At 73.3% G+C, this 22056-nt stretch carries 18 protein-coding genes; 3 read left to right on the top strand and 15 right to left on the bottom strand.

Going from position 1 to position 22056, the window contains the following annotated elements; translation table 11 throughout:
- Window positions 1-57 precede the first annotated feature (57 nt).
- Window positions 58-1434: a serine hydrolase gene (locus tag QCZ28_RS18760; protein WP_279517868.1), complete on the bottom strand. Its 1377-nt coding sequence runs from the start codon at window positions 1432-1434 to the stop codon at window positions 58-60.
- A gap of 237 nt (window positions 1435-1671) precedes the next feature.
- On the opposite strand from QCZ28_RS18760, the gene QCZ28_RS18765 reads away from it, so the two are divergent.
- Window positions 1672-3048 carry an FAD-dependent oxidoreductase gene (locus tag QCZ28_RS18765; RefSeq protein WP_279517869.1) on the top strand — a complete coding sequence of 459 codons (1377 nt, stop codon included), beginning with the start codon at window positions 1672-1674 and terminating at the stop codon, window positions 3046-3048.
- 75 nt (window positions 3049-3123) lie between these two features.
- Here QCZ28_RS18765 and QCZ28_RS18770 read toward each other — a convergent pair whose 3' ends face one another.
- The 6 genes from QCZ28_RS18770 to QCZ28_RS18795 all read right to left on the bottom strand — a co-directional run bounded on the left by QCZ28_RS18770 (window position 3124) and on the right by QCZ28_RS18795 (window position 10111).
- Window positions 3124-3600 carry a heme-degrading domain-containing protein gene (locus QCZ28_RS18770; RefSeq protein WP_279517870.1) on the bottom strand — a complete coding sequence of 159 codons (477 nt, stop codon included), beginning with the start codon at window positions 3598-3600 and terminating at the stop codon, window positions 3124-3126.
- 39 nt (window positions 3601-3639) lie between these two features.
- Window positions 3640-5100 (bottom strand): SDR family NAD(P)-dependent oxidoreductase, encoded by a 1461-nt coding sequence (locus tag QCZ28_RS18775; protein WP_279517871.1) that lies wholly within the window; start codon window positions 5098-5100, stop codon window positions 3640-3642.
- A gap of 125 nt (window positions 5101-5225) precedes the next feature.
- Window positions 5226-6131, bottom strand: a complete 906-nt coding sequence (locus QCZ28_RS18780; RefSeq protein WP_279517872.1) for a siderophore-interacting protein — start codon at window positions 6129-6131, stop codon at window positions 5226-5228.
- 28 nt (window positions 6132-6159) lie between these two features.
- The gene (locus QCZ28_RS18785) at window positions 6160-8256 is read right to left on the bottom strand and encodes an iron ABC transporter permease (RefSeq protein WP_279517948.1); all 2097 of its coding nucleotides are present in this window, start codon (window positions 8254-8256) and stop codon (window positions 6160-6162) included.
- Window positions 8257-8261: 5 nt separating this feature from the next.
- Window positions 8262-9245: an ABC transporter substrate-binding protein gene (locus tag QCZ28_RS18790; protein WP_279517873.1), complete on the bottom strand. Its 984-nt coding sequence runs from the start codon at window positions 9243-9245 to the stop codon at window positions 8262-8264.
- A 32-nt stretch (window positions 9246-9277) separates the two neighbouring features.
- A complete protein-coding gene (locus QCZ28_RS18795; protein WP_279517874.1) occupies window positions 9278-10111 on the bottom strand; it encodes an ABC transporter ATP-binding protein in 834 nt (277 codons plus the stop codon).
- A 113-nt stretch (window positions 10112-10224) separates the two neighbouring features.
- Here QCZ28_RS18795 and QCZ28_RS18800 point away from each other — a divergent pair, with 113 nt between their 5' ends.
- Window positions 10225-13404 (top strand): BTAD domain-containing putative transcriptional regulator, encoded by a 3180-nt coding sequence (locus QCZ28_RS18800; protein WP_279517875.1) that lies wholly within the window; start codon window positions 10225-10227, stop codon window positions 13402-13404.
- Between the two features lies 1 nt (window position 13405).
- On the opposite strand, the gene QCZ28_RS18805 is transcribed toward QCZ28_RS18800, so the two are convergent.
- Both QCZ28_RS18805 and QCZ28_RS18810 read right to left on the bottom strand, forming a co-directional pair.
- Entirely contained in the window at window positions 13406-14233 is an 828-nt protein-coding gene (locus tag QCZ28_RS18805) for an ABC transporter permease (protein ID WP_279517876.1), read from the bottom strand.
- Window positions 14230-15210 carry an ATP-binding cassette domain-containing protein gene (locus QCZ28_RS18810; protein ID WP_279517877.1) on the bottom strand — a complete coding sequence of 327 codons (981 nt, stop codon included), beginning with the start codon at window positions 15208-15210 and terminating at the stop codon, window positions 14230-14232. The genes QCZ28_RS18805 and QCZ28_RS18810 overlap by 4 nt, the downstream gene beginning before the upstream one ends.
- 285 nt (window positions 15211-15495) lie before the next feature.
- On the opposite strand from QCZ28_RS18810, the gene QCZ28_RS18815 reads away from it, so the two are divergent.
- Complete coding sequence (locus tag QCZ28_RS18815; RefSeq protein ID WP_279517878.1) at window positions 15496-16437, top strand: hypothetical protein; 942 nt, start codon at window positions 15496-15498, stop codon at window positions 16435-16437.
- A gap of 172 nt (window positions 16438-16609) precedes the next feature.
- On the opposite strand, the gene QCZ28_RS18820 is transcribed toward QCZ28_RS18815, so the two are convergent.
- The 6 genes from QCZ28_RS18820 to QCZ28_RS18845 are packed head-to-tail and all read right to left on the bottom strand — an operon-like array spanning window position 16610 to window position 22053.
- Window positions 16610-17413, bottom strand: a complete 804-nt coding sequence (locus tag QCZ28_RS18820) for a class I SAM-dependent methyltransferase (protein WP_279517879.1) — start codon at window positions 17411-17413, stop codon at window positions 16610-16612.
- A 33-nt stretch (window positions 17414-17446) separates the two neighbouring features.
- On the bottom strand, window positions 17447-18217 hold the full coding sequence (locus QCZ28_RS18825) for an ABC transporter ATP-binding protein (protein ID WP_279517880.1): 771 nt from the start codon (window positions 18215-18217) through the stop codon (window positions 17447-17449).
- Window positions 18217-18960, bottom strand: a complete 744-nt coding sequence (locus tag QCZ28_RS18830) for an ABC transporter ATP-binding protein (protein ID WP_210859933.1) — start codon at window positions 18958-18960, stop codon at window positions 18217-18219. The genes QCZ28_RS18825 and QCZ28_RS18830 overlap by 1 nt, the downstream gene beginning before the upstream one ends.
- Window positions 18957-19970: a branched-chain amino acid ABC transporter permease gene (locus QCZ28_RS18835; RefSeq protein ID WP_279517881.1), complete on the bottom strand. Its 1014-nt coding sequence runs from the start codon at window positions 19968-19970 to the stop codon at window positions 18957-18959. Before QCZ28_RS18835 ends, QCZ28_RS18830 begins: the two co-directional genes overlap by 4 nt.
- The gene (locus QCZ28_RS18840) at window positions 19967-20863 is read right to left on the bottom strand and encodes a branched-chain amino acid ABC transporter permease (protein ID WP_279517882.1); all 897 of its coding nucleotides are present in this window, start codon (window positions 20861-20863) and stop codon (window positions 19967-19969) included. Before QCZ28_RS18840 ends, QCZ28_RS18835 begins: the two co-directional genes overlap by 4 nt.
- On the bottom strand, window positions 20860-22053 hold the full coding sequence (locus QCZ28_RS18845) for an ABC transporter substrate-binding protein (RefSeq protein ID WP_279517883.1): 1194 nt from the start codon (window positions 22051-22053) through the stop codon (window positions 20860-20862). The genes QCZ28_RS18840 and QCZ28_RS18845 overlap by 4 nt, the downstream gene beginning before the upstream one ends.
- Window positions 22054-22056: the final 3 nt, after the last annotated feature.

Below are 22056 nucleotides of genomic sequence, written 5' to 3' on the forward strand. Positions count from 1 at the left end.
GACCTCAAGCGTGGCACCGGTGACGCCGTCGGCGGCGCGACGGTCCACGCCTTCCGGTCAGCTGACCTTCGCGGCGAGCAGGTCGCCGACGGCGGCACGGACCGGGTCCGGGTTCGACCAGCTCCAGTTGGGGTGCGCGCGGTTGGTGAGCAGCGCCAGGACGAGTTTGCGGTCCGGCGCGACCAGCAGCGAGGGGCCGGCGAACCCGGTGTGGCCGAAGGTCCGGGCCGAGGCGAGCCTCCCCATGAACCAGCTCTGGTTGAGGACGACCCCGAGGCCGTGTGCCGAGGTCCGGTTGGGTCGCTCAGGGTCGATGGCGGGTTTGCCGGCGTTGTGGTTGCTGAGCATCCGACGCACGGTCGCCGCGGTCAGGATCCGCTTGCCCTGGTAGGTGCCCTCGTTGAGGAGCAGCTGACCGATGGCCGCGAGATCGGCAGCGGAGGCGAAGATGCCCGCGTGGCCAGCGATGCCGCCGAGGTGGTTGGCGACGTCGTCGTGGACGACGCCACGGAGCAGCCCTCGCGACGAGCGGGCGTCGGTGGCGACCAGCCGGCTGGCCTTCGCGGCGGCCGACAGCCAGCTGTTCGGGTTGAAGCCGGTGTCGCGCAGGCCGAGCGGGCTGGTGAGGTTGGTCCGGAGCGCCTGGTCCAGCCGCTGGCCGGTGACCTTCTCGACGATCTTGCCGGCGACCATGAGCCCGACGCTGGAATAGCGGAACGTGTTGCCGGGCACGACGCCGGAGACCAGCGGCGTGCTGAGTACGGCGTTCCACCGGGCCGTGTTGTCGGGCAGGCCGGTGACCTTGGCGCCGACGGGGAGGCCGCTGGTGTGGGTGAGCAGCATCTCGACAGTGATCTGCTCCTTGCCCGTGCCGGTGAAGCCCGGCAGGTAGTCACGCACCGGAGCGCCGAGGTCGACCTTCCCCTTGTCGACCTGCTGCAGCAGCAGGATGGCCGTGTACACCTTGGTGACCGAGGCGAGGTCGAAAATGGAGTCGGGGCGCATCGCGACGCGCTGGCTCGCCGTCAGCAACTTCGGGCCCGCGCCGTAGCGCAGCGCCTCGCCGACCGCGGTGTGCACAGTCATCTTTCCGTCCACCCGGACGAGAGCGACCGCACCGGGGAAACCCTTGTGCTGGAACGTCTGCGGTGTGGCGGGCAGGTGTCGCCGAAGCAGCGCGGTCACGTCCTGCGCGTAGCGGGCCTGACGGGTTGGTGGGTTGCCGCCGACCGGTGCGTCAGGTGCGCTGGGCGGCGACTCGAGGACTCCCGCCGGACCAAATCCGACTCGGGTGCCGCTGGCGCCCGTCCCGGTCGCCGCGACGCCAGGGCCGGCCGAACCGGGGTTGGGCGCACCGTTGTCGCCGCAACCGGTGAGGGTGGAGGTCGCGGCGGCCAGGCCGGCCCCGAGTAGAGTGCGACGCGCAATGGGCATGCCGGAGATCGTGACAGTGGGCTCTCGGGCGCGCCAGCTGACCCGTCCGAACGTCGACACTTCCCGGCTCATCAGTCAACAGGCGGTCATCTGGCGGACACAGCCGGTTGCTGTTCGGGCGGCTGTGCGACGATCGGCGGGCATCACGTCGAACGACCGTCCACCGGCCTGCCCCGCGCACGGACGCGGGCAGTGACCGGGGAGGGCACACACCTCGTTACCCCCTTGGAGAGCACGATGTCCCTCTCCCCATCCCGGGTCTTCGCTGAGCTGAACGCGGCTCGACCCCCTGACCAGCCGGCACCGACGATGGGAAGGGCCGTCGTGATCGGCGGCAGCGTCGCCGGTCTGCTCGCCGCCCGGGTGCTGTCCGACCACGCCGACACCGTCGTCATCATCGACCGGGACGACCCGCAGGTGACCGGCGCGCGTCCCGGCGTACCCCAGGGGACGCAGCTGCACGCGCTGCTGCCCGGCGGCCTCTTCCAGCTGGAGCGGCTGTTTCCCGGTTTCCGCGACGAGGCACTGGCACGCGGCGCGATCGAGGCACCGCCCACGGCCCGACGCAACTACCTCGACGGGCGGCTGAAGGTCGTCGTCCCCGACGACGCCGACAGCCTGGCGGGCAGTCGGCCGCTGCTGGAGGGCCTGATCCGCCAGCAGGTGCTCCGACTGCCCAACGTCAAGACGATCACCGCCCGCGCGACCGGCCTCACGTTCGACGACGACGCGGTCACCGGGGTCCGGTGCGAGGTCGCCAAGGTGCCCGGTGTCGAGCGCGGCGACCTCGTGGTGGACGCCATGGGGCGGTCCAGCAAACTGTCCGACTGGCTGGAGCGGGCCGACTGGCAGCGACCGGTCACCCGGCGGATGACGGTGCACCTCAACTACGCGACAGCCCTGTTCCGTCGTCCGGAGCCCACCCCGGCCTCCACCGTCGTGCTGGCCCTGAACACGCCGGGAACGGGCCTGGACGTGGCCGGGGCGGCGTTCTTCGCCATCGAGGACGGCCGGTGGATGGCCATGATGGCCGGTTACGGCGACAACCGTCCGGGCCGCACCGCGCAGGACTTCGTCCGCCGCCTGCGGGAGCAGTTCCCACCGGAGTTCGGCGACGTCGCCGACCAGGAGATGATCGGCGACGTCCAGACCTACCACCACGCCGACAGCCGGCGACGGGACTTCCACGCGCTCAAGCGGTTCCCGGCCGGCCTGATCAGCGTCGGCGACGCGGTCGCGTCGTTCAACCCGGTGTACGGGCAGGGCATGACGGCGGCGGCCCTGCACGCGGCGTGCCTGTCGACGTACCTCCGGTCCCACCCGGACCTGCGGGCGCCCGCGCGCCACTACCTCGCGCTCCAGAAGGTCGTGGTCGACGCCGCCTGGTCACTGTCGACCTCGGCGGACCTGGCGTTGCCCCACGTCGACGGGCCCTACCCGCGCGGCCACCGGCTCGCCAGCTGGGCCAGCAGGCAGGTCATCGCCGCGACAGTCACCGACGTGCCGACCGCGCGACGGTTCAACGACGTCGTCTCCATGCGCGAGCACCCCAGCTCACTGGCCCGCCCGAGCGTGCTGCTGGGCGCACTGCGGGCCAACCGTCGCGCCCGCTGAACGGTGCCCGGCGGCCTCGTCGAGAGGCCGCTGAACGATGCCCGGCGGCCTCGTCGAGAGGCCGCCGGGACAGCCCTAGCGGGGCAGTTTGCGGAGGATGTCGACCACGAAGCGGTGGTCGTCCAGCTGCGGCAGCCCGGAGACACCGACCCAGCCCACCACACCGGTGCCGCGCACCCGCAGCGGCACCGCGCCCCCGGCAGCCGCGTACCGCGAGGCCGGCAGGCCGAACCGCTCGGCCAGCGTCACCTGCTTGTCCTGGCACAGCCGGGCCATGTAGAGCGAGGAGTGCTCGAACCGCATCACCACCCGCCCCTTGCGGCGCAGCCACGCGTCGTTGTCCGCCGTCGACCCCGGCAGACCACAGTGGAACAGCTGCCGCCCGGCCCGCCACACGCCCACCGAGACCGGCAGCCGCTGCTCGGTGGCGGCGGTGACGGCGAGCATCCCCAGCTCGTACGCGTCGGTCTCGGACAGGCCCGCGAGCTCCAGCTCGCTCTCCTCGCGCAGCAGCTCGTCAAGCGTCGGCCACGACGCACTGTCAGCTGACATGTCTCTTCTCCTCATGGTGCAGAGGCGATCATCGGTCGATCACCAGGCGCAGGGCGCGTAGTCCTTCAGGAAACAGCCGTACAGGTCCTCGCCCTGCTCGCCGCGGACGATCGGGTCGTACACCCGGGCCGCGCCGTCGACCAGGTCCAGCGGGGCGTGGAAGCCCTCGTCGGCCAGCCGCATCTTCGTCGGGTGCGGGCGTTCGTCGGTGATCCAGCCGGTGTCGACGCTGGTCATCAGGATGCCGTCGGTCAGCATCTCCTCGGCGCTGGTGCGGGTCAGCATGTTCAGCGCCGCCTTGGCCATGTTGGTGTGCGGGTGCCCCGGCCCCTTGTAACCGCGGCCGAACTGGCCCTCCATGGCCGACACGTTCACCACGTACTTGCGGCGGGCCGGCGCGGCGGCCATCGCCGGGCGCAGCCGGCTGACCAGCACGAACGGTGCGGTGACGTTGCACAGCTGCACTTCCAGCAGCTCGACCGGGTCCACCTCCTGCACCCGCTGGACCCAGCTGTTGACCGAGTCGAGGTCGGGCACGAGCCCGCCGGCGTCGATGGCCGTGGACGCCGCGATCCGGTCCGGTGAGGCCGAGCCGCTGGTCAGTGCCAGCGCGGTGAGCGCGTGCGGGGTGAGCGCCGTCGACTGTGGCCCGGCGGTCAGGCTGCCCACCGGGCCGCCCGGGCCGTCCGGCTTGGCGAACGTGATCAGCTCCGGCAGCGGACCGTCCGGCAGGGCCGCCGCCTCCGCGGCGATCAGCTGCGCGTACGCCCCGGGGGACCGGCGGACGGTCTGCGCCGCGTTGTTGATCAGGATGTCGAGGGGGCCCTGGCTGCTGACATCGTCGGCGAGGGCGATCACCTGGGCGGGGTCACGCAGGTCGATCCCGACGATGCGCAGCCGGTGCAGCCAGTCCCCGCTGTCGGGCATCGCGGTGAAGCGGCGGACCGCGTCGTGCGGGAACCGGGTCGTCACCGTCGTGTGCGCGCCGTCGCGCAGCAGCCGCAGCGCGATGTACATGCCGATCTTGGCGCGTCCGCCGGTGAGCAGCGCGCGCCGGCCGGTCAGGTCGGTACGGGCGTCGCGGCGCTCCCGGTTGAGCGCGGCGCAGGACGGGCACAGCTGGTGGTAGAACGCGTCCACCTGGCGGTAGCGCTGTTTGCAGACGTAGCAGCCTCGCGGGTTGTGCAGGAAGCCCGCCGTCTCGCCCGCCACCGAGGACGCCAACGGAATGCCCTGCGTCTCGTCGTCGATCCGCCCCGGAGCGCCGGTGGCGGTGGCCTCCGTCACCGCCCGGTCGGCGGCGAGGATGGCGTCGCGCCGCTCCTCCCGCCGCCGCTGCTTGATCACCTTGTAGAGCCGGGCGGTGGCCCGCTGCACCCGCACCACGTCGGGATGGTCGGAGGGAAGTGCCTCCAACTCGTCGAAGACGCTGAGGCAGGCCTCCAGCCGGCTCCGGTCAATACCGTTCTGACCGTTTTCGGTAATGTTGTCCACCGTCATGCGTCGTTGTCTCGTCCCGTATCCCGTGCCGGCTCCAGCCGGCCCGCCCCAAGTCCGACCCGAAACGGTACGCGCCCCACGGCCTCCGACGCACCTCGCGCCTGCCCGGCCGGTGCGCGGCGCGGTCAGCTGACGTCGGCCTGGCCGAGACGCCAGTAGCCCATGAAGGCCACCGCCCGCCGGTCCAGCCCCCGATCGGCGACCAGGTGCCGGCGCAGGGTACGGATGACGCCGGCCTCCCCGGCCAGCCACGCGTACAGCGGCACCGGCGGCACCTCCTCCGGCACCTCCCACAGGATCTCCGTGTCCACGTCCACGTCCGGCACGGGCTGGGCGGCCCTCGACGCGTCGCTGGCCAGCAGCTCCCCGGCCGCGGCGACGACGGCGGGCACCAGCCGGCTGCCGTACCCGTCGGTGCCCCGGGGCAGCCAGCGGACCTCCACGCCGGGCGGCGCGACCAGCGGCAACACGTCGGCCGCGGCCGGCACCTCCAGCACGACAGTGCCGCGCGCGTCCACCGGGAGCCGGGCGCAGATGCCGCTGATCGCCGGCACGGCGGTCTCGTCCCCGGCCAACAGCAGGGTGCTGCCGGCCGACTGCCGGAACTCGACCCCGCCGTGGTTGCCGTCGTAGCCGGCGTCCGGCCCGACGAGTGCGATCTCGTCGCCGACGGTGGCCCGCCGAGCCCAGCGCGTCGCCGGGCCACCGTCGCCGTGCAGCACCAGGTCGACGTCGACCTCGGCCAGGTGTGGTCGGACCGCCCGCACCGTGTAGGTACGGATCGGGTTGCGCAGGTGCTCCGGCAGGGCCCGCCACTGCGCGTACCAGTCCGCGCCGTGGGGCAGGGTCGCTCCGCGCTGACCGGCCAGTGGCAGCGCCAACTTGATCCGCTGGTCATAGCCGTTGTCGGCGAAACGGTCCAGGTCCGCCCCGGTGAAGGTCACCCGGGTGAAGGACGGGCTGAGTCGGCGTACCGCGCGGACGGTGACGGTGAACACGCGCCACGGGGCGATGGGCAGGGTCTCGGTCATGGTGCCTCTCTCGACTCGGGTGGGCGTGCTACCGGGTGCTCGCCACGGCGCGGGAGCGCCACAGCAGCCAGATGAAGTACGGGGTGCCGATCATGGCGGTGACCAGGCCGGCGGGGATCTGGGCCGGAGCGATGACCGTCCGGCCGAGGGTGTCGGCGATGCTGACCAGCGCCGCGCCGAGCAGGGCGGCCACCGGGAGCACCCGGGAGTGTCGGCCGCCGACGAGCGCCCGCGCGGCGTGCGGGGCGACCAGGCCGACGAAGCCGATGACCCCGACGGCCGAGACGGCGGTGGAGGTGAGCAGCGCCGCCGCGCCGAGCGCGATCAACCGGGTGCGTTCCAGGCGTACGCCCAGCACCCGGGGGGTGTCGTCGTCCAGCGCCATCAGGTCGAGTTCCCGCCGGGCGGCGACCACGGCCGGGGTGAACACCAGCAGGGCGATCAGCACCGGCAGCACCTGGGCGGGCATCCGGCCGTAGGTGGAGCCGGACAGCCAGGTCAACGCCTTCCCGGTGTTCCACGGGTCGAAGGCGACGACCAGGTAGGTGATGACCGCCAGGCCGCCCTGCCAGGCGCCGAAGCCGATCAGCACCAGCCGGTCGGAGCTCAGCCCGCCGCGCCAGGCCAGGCCGTAGACCAGCGCGAACGCCACCATCGCGCCGAGCCCGGCGACGCCGGAGACGGCCCACACGCCGGCCAACGGCACGAAGGTGAGCAGCCCGACCGCCCCGAGACCGGCCCCGGCGGTGATGCCGAGGATGCCCGGTTCGGCCAGCGGGTTGCGGCAGACCGCCTGCACCGTGGTGCCGGCGACCGCGAGCGCCGCGCCGGCCAGGACCGCTGCGGCGACGCGCGGCCACCGCTGGTCCAGCACGAAGGTGTACGCCGGCCCGGTGCTGCCGTTGACCCAGTTGAGCACGTCGCCGAGCAGCACCCAGGTGTCCCCGGCGAGCATGCCGACGGTGACGGCGGCGACGGTCAGGACGGCGGTGACGGCGACGACGCCGCGGTGGAAGGCGGCGGAGCGGACCGCCGCGTGCCCACCGGGCGGACGACGGGTGGGACCCGCGTCGCGGTGCCGGCGGGCCAGCCAGATGAGGATCGCCGCGCCGAGCACCGTGGTGACCACGCCGGTGGGGATGTCGACACCGGCCTGCCCGCCCAGCACGGCCCGCAGCAGCACGTCGGAGCCGAGCACGATGATGACCCCGGCGATGCCGGACAGCGGCAGCAGGACGCGGTGCCGGTGTACCCCCGGCACCACCGGCGCGAGCAGCCGGACGATCACCGGGGCGCACAGGCCGACGAAGCCGACCGGGCCGGTGAGGGTGACGGCCGCGGCGGAGAGCAGCACAGCGAGGACCAGCACGGTGACCCGGGTGCGCCGCACGTCGAGGCCGAGCACTGTGGCGGTGTCGTCGCCGAGGGCGAGGATGTCGAGGCGGTGCCCGAGCAGCACGAGCACGACGACGGCGCCGACGATCACCGGGGCGAGTTGGGTCAGCGAGGTCAGGTCGCTCTGCACCAGCGAGCCGTTGCCCCAGGCGAACAGCCCGATGGTGGCCTGCTCGAACAGGAGCAGCAGCAGTGTCGTCACCGACCCGAGCGCCAGCGCGGTCGCCGAGCCGGCGAGGATCAGTCGGGTGGTGCCGGCCTGCCCACCGGAGGACATCGCCATCACCAGACCGGCGGCGGCCAGCCCGCCGCAGAAGGCGAGACCACCGGCGGGCAGCGCGGGCAGCGAGACGCCGAACGCGGCGAACGAGACGATCGCCAGGTGGGCGCCCGCGTTGACAGCGAGGGTGTCGGGGGAGGCCAGCGGGTTGCGGGCGATCGACTGCAACGCCGCCCCGGCGAAACCGAGCGCCACCCCGATGGCCAGCCCGGCGAGCAGCCGGGGCAACCGGGAGGCGACCAGGACGCGGGCCGCCTCGTCGTCGGCGCCGGTGGCGAGCCGCAGCAGGTCGAGGGCGCCGACGTTCGAGGTGCCCTGGGTGAGGTGCACCGCGGCGACCACGAGCAGCAGCAGGACCGCGGCGACGAAGACACCGGCGACGCGGGGCACGGCCGGGCGGCCGCCCGGAGCCGGCCGGGTGGCCGGCTCCGGACGTGGGGGCGCGTTCAGCACGCTCACACCGCGTACGTCTTGACGAGTTCGTCGATGTACTGCTTGCCGGAGAGCGGACCGCCGAAGGTCCAGATGCCGTTGGGCATCTTGTGCAGGTTGCCCTGCTTGACGAAGGGCAGCGACGTCCAGATGGCGTTGCCGGCGAGCCCGTCGGCGAACACGTCCTCGCCGTCGGAGGCGTTGTAGAACAGGTGCGTGTTCGGGTCCTTGAGGACGGTCATGCCCTCGACGTCGGTCTGGCCCAGGCCCCACACCTCGTCGGTCTTGCCGGTCCAGGCGTTGGTGAGGCCGAGCTGGATGCCGATCTGGGAGACCAGCGCGCCCTCGCCGAACATCCGGATGCTGACGGTGCTGCCCTCCTTCCAGCCGTCGGCGATGGCGAACGGACGGCCGGCGGCCCCCGCGTCGGCGATCTTCTTCTTGCCGTCGGCGATGGCCGTGTCGAAGTCGGCGAGCAGCTTCTGCGCCTCGGTGGTCTTGCCGACGGCCTTCGCGATCATGTTGAGGTCGCTGCGCATCCGGCCGAGGTTGTCGGTGGCGTCACTGCCCTTGGCGACCAGGACGGGCACGAACTTCTCCAGCTGACTGACGATGGTGCCGCCCCGGTCGTCCTCCATTACGACGAGGTCGGGCTGGAGGGCGACGATCGAGTCGACGCTGGGTTCGCCGCGGACGCCGACGTCCTTGACGTTCGGGTCGAGCTTCGCGGAGGTGACCCAGGTGCCGTAGCCCTTGGGGTCGGCGACGCCGACGGGCATGACGCCCAGGCTGACCAGCAGTTCGACCTCGCCCCACTCCAGGCCGACGACCTTCGTCGCCGGCGCCTTGAGGGTGATCTCCTTACCCCGGCTGTCGGTGACGGTGACCGGGCCACCGGACGCCGGAGCGGAGGCCTCGGGGTCGGCGGCGTTCTCGGTGGTGCCGCAGGCGCCGAGTGTCAGCGCGGCCACGACGGCGATGAGGGCGGTGAAACGGGTACGGGTCATGACGGTCTTTCTCTGCTGGGGATGAGGGGTGTTCAGACCAGGGCGCGGATCTGGTGCCGCCCGACGGGGCGGGTGGTGACCAGTCCGCTGACCGGATCGGTGGTCACCTCTATGCGGATGCCGTAGGTCTCGGTGAGGGCGTCCTCGGTGAACACGGTGGCCGGGGTGCCGGTGGCGCGGACCCGGCCCTGGTGCAACAGGACCACCTCGTCCGCCACCGCGGCGGCCTGGTTGAGGTCGTGCAGCACGACGCCGACGGCGACGCCGTGATCGTCCGCGAGGTCACGGACCAGGTCGAGGATCTCCACCTGGTAGCGCAGGTCGAGGAACGTGGTGGGCTCGTCGAGGAGCAGAACCGGGGTGTCCTGGGCGAGGCAGGTGGCCAACCACACCCGCTGCAACTCGCCTCCGGACAGTTCGTCGACCGGGCGATCGGCCATCGTGGCGACGCCGGTGACGTCCATGGCGCGTGCGATGGCGGCGGGACCGTCCGGGTCCTCCGTGCGCCAGCGCCCCCGGTAGGGGTGGCGGCCGTAGCCGACGACGTCGCGGACGGTGACCCCGCTGGGCACCGGCCGGCTCTGGGCGAGCAGGGTGACCCGCCGGGCGAACTCCCGGGCGGCGAGACCGGCGGCGGTGACGCCGTCGGCGAGGTGCACCGTGCCGGCCTCGATCGGGTGCAGCCGGGCCAGGGCCCGCAGCAGGGTGGACTTGCCGCTGCCGTTGGGCCCCACGAGTGCGGTGACGGCGCCCTCGCGGAGGTCGATCACGGCACCGTGCACCACCGGCACACCGTGATAACCCAGTCGGAGGCCGACGCCGGACAGGCGGCGATCCCCGTTGGCCGACGCCAACTCGTTCTGCATGAGGTTAGGCTAACCTAACCAAACGATCGCCTGTCAAGCCGGTCGTGGGCGCGTGACCAGCCGGGCGCACCGGTGGTCACCGGGCCCGTGCGCCCGTGGGGGATGCTGGGTCCGTGCAGATCGCGACCCTCGGCCCCCTCGCCGTCGACGGCCAGCCCGTTCGGGGTGAACGGCTCGCGGCGGTGCTCCGCGCGCTCGTCGACGCGCGCGGGCGGGCGGTCTCCGTCACCCTGCTCGTGGACGCCGTCTGGGACGGCGCGCCACCCGACGACGCGACAGGTGCCGTCCAGGCGCTCGTGTCCCGGGTACGCCGCCTCGGCTTGCCAGTGGTCGCGGTGCCGGGCGGATACCGGTTGCCCGCCGAGGAGATCACCGTCGACGCGGTCGAGGCGCGCGCGCTCACCGACCAGGCGCGCACCGTGCTCCGGTGCGGTGACGTCCGGGCCGCCCGGGGCCTGGCCGATCAGGCCCGTGCCCTGTTCCCCGAGGTGCCGGAGTTGGTCGGCGTCGAGGACACCCGCCTGTTCGCCGACGTCGCCGCGCTGCGCGCCGAGGCGGCACTCGCCGGCGTGGGCCCGTTCGACGAGGCCGACCTGGGCCGGCTCGTCGCGCGTACGCCACCGGACGAGCCGTCCGCCGCCCTGCTCGTGCGGGTGCTGGCCGCCCAGGGGCGGGAGGCGGAGGCGCTGGAGCTGGTCGAGCGGCTGCGCGCCGACCTGGCCGACCGGTACGGCACCGACCCGTCACCGGTGATCACCGCCGTGCACCTGGCGTTGCTGCGCGGGGAACTCACCGCCCCGCCCGCCGCCACGCCACCCCGGCAACCGGCGCGGATCACGCTGCCCGCCGCGTGGCGTCGTCCGATGGCCGCCCTCGTCGGGCGGGAGGGGGACGTCGAGACCATCACGGGCGCCCTCACCGAGGCACCCGTCGTGACGATCGTGGCGACCGGAGGGGCGGGCAAGACCCGGCTCGCCGCCGAGGTGGCGAGGCGTACGGCGGCGGCCGGGCGGGCGGTACGCGTGATCGAACTCGCCGGCCTGCGCTCTCCGGACGAGGTGCTGCCCACTGTGCTCGCCGCGCTCGGTGGCGCGGACACCACGGCGACCGGCGGCAACCTGGGCCTGGAACGTCGGGTCCTCAACCCCGGGGAGCGGCTGCGCGCCGTCGCGCCGGACCTGGACGGGTTGCTGGTGCTGGACAACTGCGAGCATGTGCTCGACGCGGTGGCCGCCGTCGTCGCGGACCTGGTGGCCGCCGCCTCGCCGGAGGTCGCGGTGCTCGCGACGAGCCGCGCCCCACTGGGCCTGGTCGGCGAGTTGGTGCACCGGCTGACCGCGCTGCCGGACCCCGACGCGCTCGCGCTCGTCGAGTCGCGGGCACGGGCCGGCGGCGCCGTGCCCACCTGGGACACCGAACGGGCGCTCGTCCTGTGCCACCGGCTCGACAACCTGCCGTTGGCGCTCGAACTGGCCGCCGCGCGACTGCGGCACATGCCGATCGACGACGTGCTCGCCGGGCTGACCAACCGGTTCGCGTTGCTCGACGACGCCCTGCGGGGTCTACCCGAGCGGCACGCGAGCCTGTGGGCGCTGGTCGACTGGAGCCGGGAACTGCTCGCCGACGACGACCGCGACCTGCTCCAGCGGGTCGCTGTCATTCCCGCGCCGTTCACCGCCGACCTCGCCGCCGCCGTCGCCCAGGTCCCGGACGTCCGTCGCGGCCTGGCGACCCTTGTGGAGCAGTCCCTGTTGACCCTGGTCGAGGGGGACGGTCCGCCCCGCTACCGGATGCTCGAAACGGTCCGTGAGTACGGCGAGGCCCGGCTGGACGCGGCCGGTGACCGGGGCCGGGCCATGGCCGGCCTGGTCGGCTGGGCACGGGAACAGGCCGTCGCGCTCGCCGGCCGCTTCATCGGACCCGACCAGGTGGAGGCGTTGCACCGGTGCGCCGCCGAGCAGGACAACCTGGTCGCGGGCCTGCGCTGGGCGATGCGGGAGGACGACGAGCCCGCCTCGGTCGACGTCGCCACCGCGCTGTTCCACCTCTGGTCGGTGCGCGGCCTGCACCTTGAGGTCCTGGGCTGGGCGCGCGGACTGCTGCACATCGACGACCCGCGGCGGCGGCTGCGGTCGGCGATCCTGCGGGGTGCGGCCAGCGGTCGGCCACTGCCCAACGCCGACCGGCTGGCCTGGACATGCGTGGTGATCAGCGTGAACGCCGGTATCAGCGCCGACCTGCGGCCCGCCGTGCTCGCCCGCCGGGCCCTGCGGTTGGTCCAGGCCGAACGACCCGCCGAGGTGTCTTCCCGGTTGACCGCCCTCGCGGCGGCGCTGCCCGGCTTCGACACGTCCGACCTGGAGCAGAGCCTGAAGAACGCGACCGAGCTGGTCGCCCACCCGGACCCGTACGTGCAGGGGCTCGGGTTGTTCGCGCGCGCGGCGGTACGCGAGAACGGCGGCCAGCCGGAGGCGTCGATCAGTGACGCCGAGCAGGCGTACCACCGCTTCGAGGTGGTCGGCGACCACTGGGGCATGGCGATGGCGGCGGGCGCCGTCGGGCAGTTCCTGGTCCCGGGCGGAGACGCCCGGTCGGCCGAGTGGCTGACGCGCAGCGTGCACCACATGGAACTGGTCGGCGCCGCGCAGGACGCGCGGTCGATCCGGCTCCGGCTGGACGTGCAGCTCGCCCTCACCGGCGACGCGGAGGCGGAACGGCGACTGGGCGAGACCGCCACACCCGGCCAGGCCGAGCAGATGGACGCCGCGCAGGCGTTGCTCGGCCTGGCGCACCTCGCCTGGCAGCGCGGGCGCTACGACGAGGCGCTCAGCCACGTCGACGAGATGACCCGCATCCTCGCCGGCTGGGCCGGGCCGCAGCCACAGCCGCGGGCGATGCTCCGGGCGGCGGCGGCCGTCCTCTGCCTGCGGGTGGCCGAGGCGCGACCGGTGCCGGGTGACGACCCGGCCGTCCAGGCGACCGCGATGCTGTCGCTCACCCGTGACGACGCGCTGACCTCACGGGACCTGCCGGTGATCGGGGCGTGGGCGTCGGGCGGCGCGGAACTCGCGGCGTACCGGGGCGGCGTGGACACCGCCCGCGAACTGGCCGTACTCGCCAAGCGGATCGGCACCCACATCGAGATGTTCTTCCCCACCGGGAGCAGCGAACGGCTCAACGCCATCCTCGGGGACGAGGAGCAGCGCGAGCCGTTGCTGGCCGGGTGGCGCGAGCGGCCGCCCGCCGCGGCCATCAACCGGATCCGCGAACTGATGGACGACCTGCTCGCCTGACTCAGATCTTCCTGCGGTACGCCCGCAGCGCCAGCGGCATGAACAGCGCCACGAAGCCGGCGCACCAGGCGAGCGTCCACCACACGTGTGAGCCGAGCGGGGTGCCGAGGAACAGCCCGCGTACCGACGCCACCAGGTGGGTCATCGGGTTGACGTCCACGAACGTCCGCATCCAGCCCGGCAGGGTGTCCGCGTCGACGAACACGTTCGACGCGAAGCTCAGCGGCATGATCAGCGCGAACATCAGACCCTGGACGGCGCCCGGCGTGCGCACCTTCATCGACACCAGCACCGGCAACCAGCTCAGGCAGAGCGCGAACAGCACCGCGAGCAGACACCCGGCGACCGCCCGGAACGGGTCGGTCTCGATCCGGAAACCCATCACGTAGCCGATCGCGAGGGTCGACACGGTGACGATGACGTACCTGACGACGTCGCCGAGGACCGCGCCGACAAGTGGCGCGGAGCGGGGGATGGGCAACGACCGGAACCGGTCGAAGATGCCCTTGGCGATGTCGGTGTTGAGGTTGACGCCGATCGCGATGGCGCCGGTGGCGATGGTCTGCGCCAGGATGCCGGGCAGCAGGAACTGCAGGTAGTCGTGGGTCGAGCCGGCGACCGCGCCGCCGAAGATGTACACGAAGATGACGAGGAACAGCACCGGCTGCAACGTGACGTCGATGAGCGCCTCGGGCGTACGCCAGGTCTTGATGAGGCTGCGTTTCGCGAGCGCCAACGAGTGCCGGACCAGCCGCAACGGCCGCGGGTTCGCAGCCGTCGTCGACAGCCCGCGGCGGGTCGTGGGCGCGGTGTCGGTGAGGGTGCTCATGCCGCGACCTCCGTGGGGCGGGTGGTGTCGTCGTCGGACGCCGTACGCCCGGTGAGGGTGAAGAACACCTCGTCGAGGCTCGGCAGGTGCAGGGAGAGTTCGGTGACGGCGATGCCGGCGGTGGCGAACCGCGCGACGCTCTCGGTCAGGGCCGCGTCGTCGCTGACCGGCACCGCGAGCACGCCCTTGCGGATCTCGTCGGCCTGCGCGCCGGAACCGACCCGGGTCAGGATCTCCGCGGTACGGGGCAGGTGCGCCGGGTCGGACGGGCGGACCTCCAGGGTCTGCCCGCCGACCACCCGCTTGAGCCCTTCCGGGGTGTCGTGCGCGATGACCCGGCCGTGGTCGATCACCGTGATCGCGTCGGCGAGCGCGTCGGCCTCCTCCAGGTACTGGGTGGTGAGCAGCACCGTCGAGCCGTTGTTGACAAGCGACCGGACCACGTCCCACATGTCCTCGCGCTTGGCCGGGTCGAGCCCGGTCGTCGGCTCGTCCAGGAAGATCACGTCGGGGGAGCCGACCAGGCTGGCGGCCAGGTCCAGCCGCCGCCGCATGCCGCCGGAGTAGGTCTTCGCCGGCCGGTTCGCGGCGTCGGTCAGGTCGAACCAGCCGAGCAGTTCGGCGGCCCGTCGCCGGGCACCCGAGCGGCCCAGCTCCAGCAGGGTGCCGAACAGCTCCAGGTTCTGCCGGCCGGTCAGGTCCTCGTCGACCGAGGCGTACTGGCCGGTGAGGCCGATGCTCTGCCGAACCCGCTCGGCGTCCCGGACCACGTCGAAACCGCTGATCCGGGCGGTTCCGCCGTCCGGGGTGAGCAGGGTGGAGAGGATGCGCACGGCGGTGGTCTTGCCGGCGCCGTTGGGGCCGAGCACCCCGAGCACCGTCCCGCGGGGTACGGCGAGGTCCACGCCCTGAAGCGCCCTCGTCTTCCCGAATGTCTTCACGAGGCCCTCGGCCTCGATCACCAGGTCAGCTGTCATGCGCGGAGTCTGCGCGGGCCGGCTGACACCGCCCTGACACGTCACCGACACGGGCTGACACGGGCGCGGCGGGTGAGGGCGGCCGGGGCGTGCACCGCCACGCCGACGGTCGGCGGCACGATATGCTGACCACGGCAGAGCGCCTGCCAGCGCCCGATGTGGTGGCCCACGCCCAACCGCATGCCCGGGGCCAAGAGTCTCCGACTCCGCGCCGATCTGTCGACTCCCGGCGTGCCGGTCGCGCCGCCTGTTCGGTGGAGTGCGTGGGGCTGCACCGGAGGCGTCATGTCTGATTCCACCCCCCGACGGACCCCGGCCCCGGGACGCGCCCGCAAGCGCGCCATCCGCGAACATGCCGCCCGGGCCGGCGTCGCCTACTCGGAGGCCGCCCGGCAACTGGAGTCGGTCGGCCTCCGGCCCGGCGAAACCCTTTCCAGGTACGGGCGGACGATCTATCCGATCGGGTTCGACCCGCATCGCCAACTGCTCGTCGAACGTCGTGAGCGGCGGTCGTTCGCGGAACGGGTGTCGGACAGCAGGCGGGCCGCGATCCTGCCACACGGCCGCGCGCGGCACCTCGTCGAGCGGTTCCCGCCCAGCCGTGGGCGTACGGGCAGCGGAGTCGGCTCGCTCTATCACGGCGAGGGCCGCGAGGAACTGCTCGCGATGCTGTACATCGTGGTCGTGGCGGAGTCGCCAGGGTTGCTGCCCGAGGTGGGGGACCTCGCCTGGATCGCGGAACTCGCCGAGGACACCGCGCTCGACACGGCCTGCGCCGACATCGACCGCGAGGCCCGCCGCCTGCTCGACCAGGAGCCCACGGCCCTCTGGTCGCGCATCCAGAGGGCGCTGGCCACCGCCGAACGGAGCGTGGACGGGCAGGTCCGCCAGGAGGCGATCCGGCAGACCGCGCTGTTGGGCACGATGATGACGCCGCGTCTGGGACACGCGGGCGAGCCGTACGTTGGGGGGCTGCCGGTCGCCGGTGCCCGGCAGATCCTCGACGCGCTGCTCATCGTCGCCGACGACGGACACGCGCCGGGCACCCGGGTACGCCTGCTTCCGCCGCCACACCACGGGGAGTCGGCCACGATCATCGGTGCCCGGTGGGGTCGGTCAGGTCCGCCGGTGGGTTATCTCGTGTGGCTAGACGGGGCGACGGCGTCGCTGTCGGCCGGCCCCGACGACCTGATTGTCCTGGCCGACCAGGAGACCATCCCCCGCTGAGCGGGCCCCGGCCCTCTGACTGCCCCCGGGCGCGGGCCGGCCGGGCTCCCTCGCGGGGAGCCCGGCCGGTGCGGTCGGCGGCGTCGGCGGGCTGTCCGGCCGGCAGTTGGGGGGTGCTGCGGCGGGAGAGGTACGGACGGCGCGACCGCGCTCCGCGCGGTGGGTCACCTGCTCAGCTCGGCAGGCGGCCCCGCGTGGAGACGAAGTGGTACGACATGACGGCGAACCCGGGGTCGCGCAGCAGCCGCCGGAACGCGTTCAGTTGCTGGGGCGACAGCCCGGCGGCCAGCAGGTCCGGTTCCAACTGGCGGGAGTTGGTCTCGTACAGCGACGTTCCGGTCGACCCGCCGGCCCAGCTCTGCGAGTGGGTGATGGTGTCCAGGTCGGTCAGACCGGCGAGGGCCATCTCGGTGTGCACGTCCTGCGCCCAACCCAGGTCGGCGCCGTGGTCCTCCAGGACACCCATCATGGCGTCCATCACCTGTGCGAAGAGCTTCGCGGCGTCGTCGGTCGGAGCGGTGAGCACCCGCTGCGGCGCGGTGCAGTCGAACTCCTCGACCACCAGCCAACCGCCCGGCGCCAGCGCGCCGGTGAGGGTGCGCAGGACCCGGCGGCGGTCGGGGAGGTGCAGCAGCACCAGCCGGGCGTGGATCAGGTCGAACGCGTCACCGGGTGGCGGTTCGGTGCGCACGTCGTGCCGGCGTACCCGCAGGTTGCCCTCGGCCACCAGGTGGGTGGGGTCGATGTCGGTGGCCAGCACGTGGCCGTCGTCGCCGACCGCGCGGGCGATCCGCCGGGCCATCGAGCCGCCGCCCGCCCCGACCTCCCAGCAGCTCGCGCCCTGTCGCAGCACCGGGCCGGCCAGCCGGCGTGTGGTGATCGGATCCAGGAAGGACTCCAGCGCGTGCATCTGCGCGACGGCGTCCGGTGCGCCGTTGTCGAACGTGTACGTGTCATCGCTGGTAGCGGTTGTCATCAGTGTCCACCTCTCCGAGAAGGGTCGGGTTGACTACGGGGTGTCGGCCCACAGCCGAGGGGTCGGTCGGTTGGATGGGGGCGGCGCGACGGCGGCGATGCTCACCATCGCCGCCAGCGGGGCCGGATCGCGGCGGGCCTCCACTGTCGGCCGGTCGTAGACCATCCGGCCGTACTCCAGCACCGCCACCCGGTCGGCGATCTCGATGGCGTGCTGGAGTTGCTGCTCCACCAGCAGCACGGTCAGGCCGTCGGCGGCGAGATTGTTGACCAGCTCGCGGACCCGCGACGCCAGGTCGGGCGAGAGGCCCTCGCACGGTTCGTCGAGCAGCAGCACCCGGGGCTGGCCGAGCAGCGCACGGGCGATCGCCAGCATCTGCTGCTCACCGCCGGAGAGTTCGCAGCCCCGGTGTCGCAGCCGCACCGCCAGCCTCGGCAGCAGTTCCAGGGTCCGGGCGACCGTCCAGCCCTCGCCGCCGGAGGTGCGGGCCCGCCACGGCGCGGCCGCCAGGTGCAGGTGCTCGGCCACTGTCAACCGGGAGAAGACCCGCCGGCCCTGCGGCACCAGACCGACGCCGGACTGGGCGATGCGGTGCGGTTGCCGGCCGGCGACGTGCACCCCGCCGACCTCGATGCGACCGCTGGACGGGCGGACCAGCCCGGCGATGGTGTGCACGAGCGTGCTCTTGCCCGCCCCGTTGCGGCCCACCACGGCCTGGATGCTGCCCTGGCGCACCCGCAGGTTGACCTCGTCCAGGACGGTTCCCCCGCCGTAGCCGGCGCAGAGACGATCCACAGTGAGCATCACGCCACCCCGTCCGCGTAGGCCTGCCGCACCAGCGGCGAGGTACGGATCTCGTCAGGTGTGCCGGCGGCCAGGGTCCGACCGTCGCGCAGCACCGTGACCGTGTCGGAGAGGGCGTACACCAGGTCCAGTCGATGTTCGACGAGCAACACCGCGACGGCCCGGGGCAACGCCTGGAGCAGCTCGACCAGTCGGCCGACCTCGACGGCGGACAACCCGGCCGCCGGTTCGTCGAGGAGCAGCAGGCGGGGCCGACCGGCCAGGGCCATGGCGATCTCCAACTGGCGTCGTTGCCCGTGCGCGAGGTGCCCGGCGGGCACCGCCGCGACGGCGGTGAGCCCCATCTGCTCCAGCAGCGGACCGGCGAGCTGCTGCGCGGCGCGCCGACGTCCGGCCGGCCACCACCGGCGGCGGGGGATGACCCGTGGCAGCGCGGCCACCACCACGTTCTCCGCCGCGGTCAGCGTCGCGAAGACCGCCGGTCGTTGGTGGATGCGGTTGATGCCCCGCCGCGCCCGGGCCGCCGGGCCGAGCCGACCGATGTCCCGCCCGGCGAACCGCACCGTGCCGCGCTGCGGCCGCGTGGAGCCACCGAGCACGTCGAGCAGGGTGCTCTTGCCGGCCCCGTTCGGGCCGATCAGCGCGTGCCGCTGACCGTCGTGGACGCACAGGTCCACGCCGTCGAGGGCGGCGAGTGAGCCGTACCGCACGCTCACCTCCTGGGCGTCGAGCAGGCCGGTCATCGGCGCAGCTCCCCGACGGTGGCCCGCTCCTGGGCGGTGGGCGGGTCCGGCTGCGGCGCAGCGGTCGGCGACAGCCGCGACCGGGCCCGGTTGACCCCGGTGGGCAGCAGGTAGACGGTCGTCACGAACAGTGCGCCCAGCACCAGTGGCGCGTGGCCGGGCAGCACCCCGAACAACCAGTCCCGGACGGCGATGACCAGCGCCGCGCCCACCAGGGCGCCGCCCACCGAGGCGGTGCCCCCGATGACCACACCGAGCAGCAGCAGCGCCGACGTGTCGAAGCCGAAATCGGCGGGGGAGATGTACTGCTGGGCGACGACCAGGACCGACCCGGCGGCTCCGGCGATCGCCCCGGCCGCGATGTGCGCGCCGGACAGGCGCACCGCCACCCGGTGACCGCTGGCGCGCAACCGCGCCTCGTCGTCGCGGCCGGCCCGCAGTACCAGCCCGGCGCGGGTACGCAGCAGCACCAGCACCGCGCCGACAAGCGTGGCCACGACGACCAGGGCGTACAGGTAGCGGCCCTGGTCGCTGGCGAGCGCCGGGAGCCCCCAGAACGGGCGGACCGCGGGGACACCGGCCAGCCCGTCCGTGCCACCGGTCACCGACCGCCAGCGTCCGAGGACGACGACCACGAGTTCGCCGATGGCCAGGGTGATCATCAGGACGATCACCCCTCGGGCGTGCACGACGAGCGGCACGGTGAGCGCGGCCAACAGCGCCCCGGCGCCCGCCGCGACGACGAGCTGCACCACGCCGACGTCGGAGACCCGGCTGCCGACCACGGCGCAGGCGTAGGCGCCCGCCGCGTACGGTGCGGTCTGCCCGAGGGTGGGCATGCCGGCGACGCCGGTGAGCAGCGCCACGCTCACCCCGACCAGGGCCAGCGCCAGCGTCCGGGCGAGCAGCGCCGAGGTGTAGTCGTCGACCACCCAGGGCGCGACGACCAGGCCCACCAGGACGAGCGCCGCGACGGCACCGCGTGCCCGTCGGATCACCTCTCCGCTCATGCCGTCCGCCACCTGACGGCCAGGCCGCGCGCCCGCGCCGCCAGCACCGCCGCCATGGCGGCGAACAGCAGGAACGGCGCGGCGGACGGCAGCAACGCCACGCCCAGCGTCTGGATCTCGCCGATCGCGAGCGCGGCCAGCAGGGTGCCGGCCATCGACCCGAGACCACCGAGGACGACGACCACCAGGGAGAGCAGCAGCACGGTGTCGGCGGTGTCCGTGCCGGGGCCGATGATGGGCGCGCCGAGGACCCCGGCCGCGCCGGCAAGCGCGCCGGCGGCGGCGAGCACACCGGCCCGGATCCGCGCCGGGCTCACGCCCAGACAGGCGACCATCTCCGGGTCGTCGACGGCCGCCCGGACCAGCATCCCGGCCCTGGTGCGTCGCACCACCAGGTAGAGCGCGGCGGCGAGCACCGCCGCGACGACGATGAACACCAACCGGTACGCGGCGTAGCGGTGACCGGCGACCATCACCGACCCCTCCAGCGCGGCGGGCACCTGGACCTGCGGGTCGTCGGGTCCGAAGCCGGCGACGAGCAGGCTGCCGCCGGCCAGCGCCACCCCGAACGTCAGCAGCGCCTGACCCAGGTGGTTGCCGGCGGCGACCGGTGTGAGCAGACCGGCCAGCACAACCCCCGCCGCGGCGGCGGCCAGCACCCCGACCGCCAACGCCACCGCCAGGCTCGCCCAACCACCGTCGAGCAGCGCCGCGGCGGTGTACCCGCCGATCGCGTAGAGCAGGCCGTGCGCCAGGTTGAGGATGTTGGCGACGCCGAAACAGAGGACCAGGCCCGACGCGGCGACGAAGACCAGCAGCCCGTAGGCGACTCCGTCCAACGCCGGGATCAGGTACGGGTCGATCCGGTCCGTGCCGACCGCCACCGCTGTCACCGGCCGACGGTCGCGAGGTCACCCACGACGGTGTTGGACAGCGCCCGGCCGTCCTGGCGGACCTGCCGCAGGTACCACTTCTGCACCGGGGAGTGCGTGGTGGTGGAGAACTGCCAGGTGCCGCGCGGGCTGGCGATCTGGCCGAGCTGGCCGATGGCCGTGTTGATGGCCTCGGGGGTCGGGTCGCTTCCGGCGGCGCCGATCGCCCGGTCCAGCACCGCCGCCGCGTCGTACGAGGCGAGCGCGTAGGTCGTCGGTGAACCGTCGTGCTTCGCCTTCCACGCCGCCACGAAGGCGCGGTTCTCCGCGTTGTCCAGGTCCGGCGAGTAGTTGAGCACCGAGTAGATGTCCCGGGCGGCGTCGCCCTGCGCGTTGAGCACCCCGCCCTCGGTGAGGAACCCGGCCGCGTACAACGGGATGTCCCTGATCTCGGACTGCGCGTACTGCTTGACGAAGTCGACGGCGGCGCTGCCGGCGTAGAAGGTGTAGACGGCCGCCGCGCCGGAGGCCTTGATGCGGGCGAAGTACGGGAGGAAGTTCGTGGTGGCCGGGAACGGCGTGAAGGTCGTCTTGCCGTCGGCGTTCGCGAGCTTCCCGCCGATCTTGCTGAACGCGTCGGTGAAACCGCGCAGCTCGTCCCAACCACCCTGGTAGTCCGGGCCGATCGCGTACACGGAGCCCTTCACGTTGTCGCGGACGTGCTGGGCGATCGCCGCCCCGGGCTCGTCGGACAGGTACGAGGTGTGCCAGATGCGGGAGACGTCCTTGAGTTCCGGCCGACCGTTGGAGCCGACCAGTGGCACCTTGGTCTCGTTGAGCACCGGGGTGACTCCGGCGACCGAGCCGCCGCCGACGATGCCGGTGAGCGCTGACACCCGGTCCTGCTTGAGCAGCTTCGTCGCCGCCGGGACGGCGCTCTGGGCGCCGTTGCCCTCGTCGGCGACGATGAGGTCGACCTGCCGGCCGCCCAACTTGCCGTCGTGGGTGTCCAGGTAGAGCTGGAAGCCGTCGCGGATCTCCGTACCGACGGCCTGGTACGTCCCGGACAGCGACGCGAGCAGGCCGATCTTTATCGAGCCGCCGGCGCTCGGGCCCGGCGCGTCGTCGCCGCAGGCCGTACCGGTGGTGAGCACGGCCGCGAGCAGCGCGGCGGTGAGGGCACGGCTGCGCCAAGGCGTGGTGAGAGGCATGTC

The sequence above is a fragment of the Micromonospora sp. DH14 genome (assembly GCF_029809455.1).
GTDB classification, from domain to species: Bacteria; Actinomycetota; Actinomycetes; order Mycobacteriales; family Micromonosporaceae; genus Micromonospora; species Micromonospora parva.

Bases quoted from the DNA above. Each gene is read 5' to 3' on its own strand.
- QCZ28_RS18760 (WP_279517868.1), bottom strand. From the start codon at position 1,434: ATGCCCATTGCGCGTCGCACTCTACTCGGGGCCGGCCTGGCCGCCGCG.
- QCZ28_RS18765 (WP_279517869.1), top strand. From the start codon at position 1,672: ATGTCCCTCTCCCCATCCCGGGTCTTCGCTGAGCTGAACGCGGCTCGA.
- QCZ28_RS18770 (WP_279517870.1), bottom strand. From the start codon at position 3,600: ATGTCAGCTGACAGTGCGTCGTGGCCGACGCTTGACGAGCTGCTGCGC.
- QCZ28_RS18775 (WP_279517871.1), bottom strand. From the start codon at position 5,100: ATGACGGTGGACAACATTACCGAAAACGGTCAGAACGGTATTGACCGG.
- QCZ28_RS18780 (WP_279517872.1), bottom strand. From the start codon at position 6,131: ATGACCGAGACCCTGCCCATCGCCCCGTGGCGCGTGTTCACCGTCACC.
- QCZ28_RS18790 (WP_279517873.1), bottom strand. From the start codon at position 9,245: ATGACCCGTACCCGTTTCACCGCCCTCATCGCCGTCGTGGCCGCGCTG.
- QCZ28_RS18795 (WP_279517874.1), bottom strand. From the start codon at position 10,111: ATGCAGAACGAGTTGGCGTCGGCCAACGGGGATCGCCGCCTGTCCGGC.
- QCZ28_RS18805 (WP_279517876.1), bottom strand. From the start codon at position 14,233: ATGAGCACCCTCACCGACACCGCGCCCACGACCCGCCGCGGGCTGTCG.
- QCZ28_RS18810 (WP_279517877.1), bottom strand. From the start codon at position 15,210: ATGACAGCTGACCTGGTGATCGAGGCCGAGGGCCTCGTGAAGACATTC.
- QCZ28_RS18815 (WP_279517878.1), top strand. From the start codon at position 15,496: ATGTCTGATTCCACCCCCCGACGGACCCCGGCCCCGGGACGCGCCCGC.
- QCZ28_RS18820 (WP_279517879.1), bottom strand. From the start codon at position 17,413: ATGACAACCGCTACCAGCGATGACACGTACACGTTCGACAACGGCGCA.
- QCZ28_RS18825 (WP_279517880.1), bottom strand. From the start codon at position 18,217: ATGCTCACTGTGGATCGTCTCTGCGCCGGCTACGGCGGGGGAACCGTC.
- QCZ28_RS18830 (WP_210859933.1), bottom strand. From the start codon at position 18,960: ATGACCGGCCTGCTCGACGCCCAGGAGGTGAGCGTGCGGTACGGCTCA.
- QCZ28_RS18835 (WP_279517881.1), bottom strand. From the start codon at position 19,970: ATGAGCGGAGAGGTGATCCGACGGGCACGCGGTGCCGTCGCGGCGCTC.
- QCZ28_RS18845 (WP_279517883.1), bottom strand. From the start codon at position 22,053: ATGCCTCTCACCACGCCTTGGCGCAGCCGTGCCCTCACCGCCGCGCTG.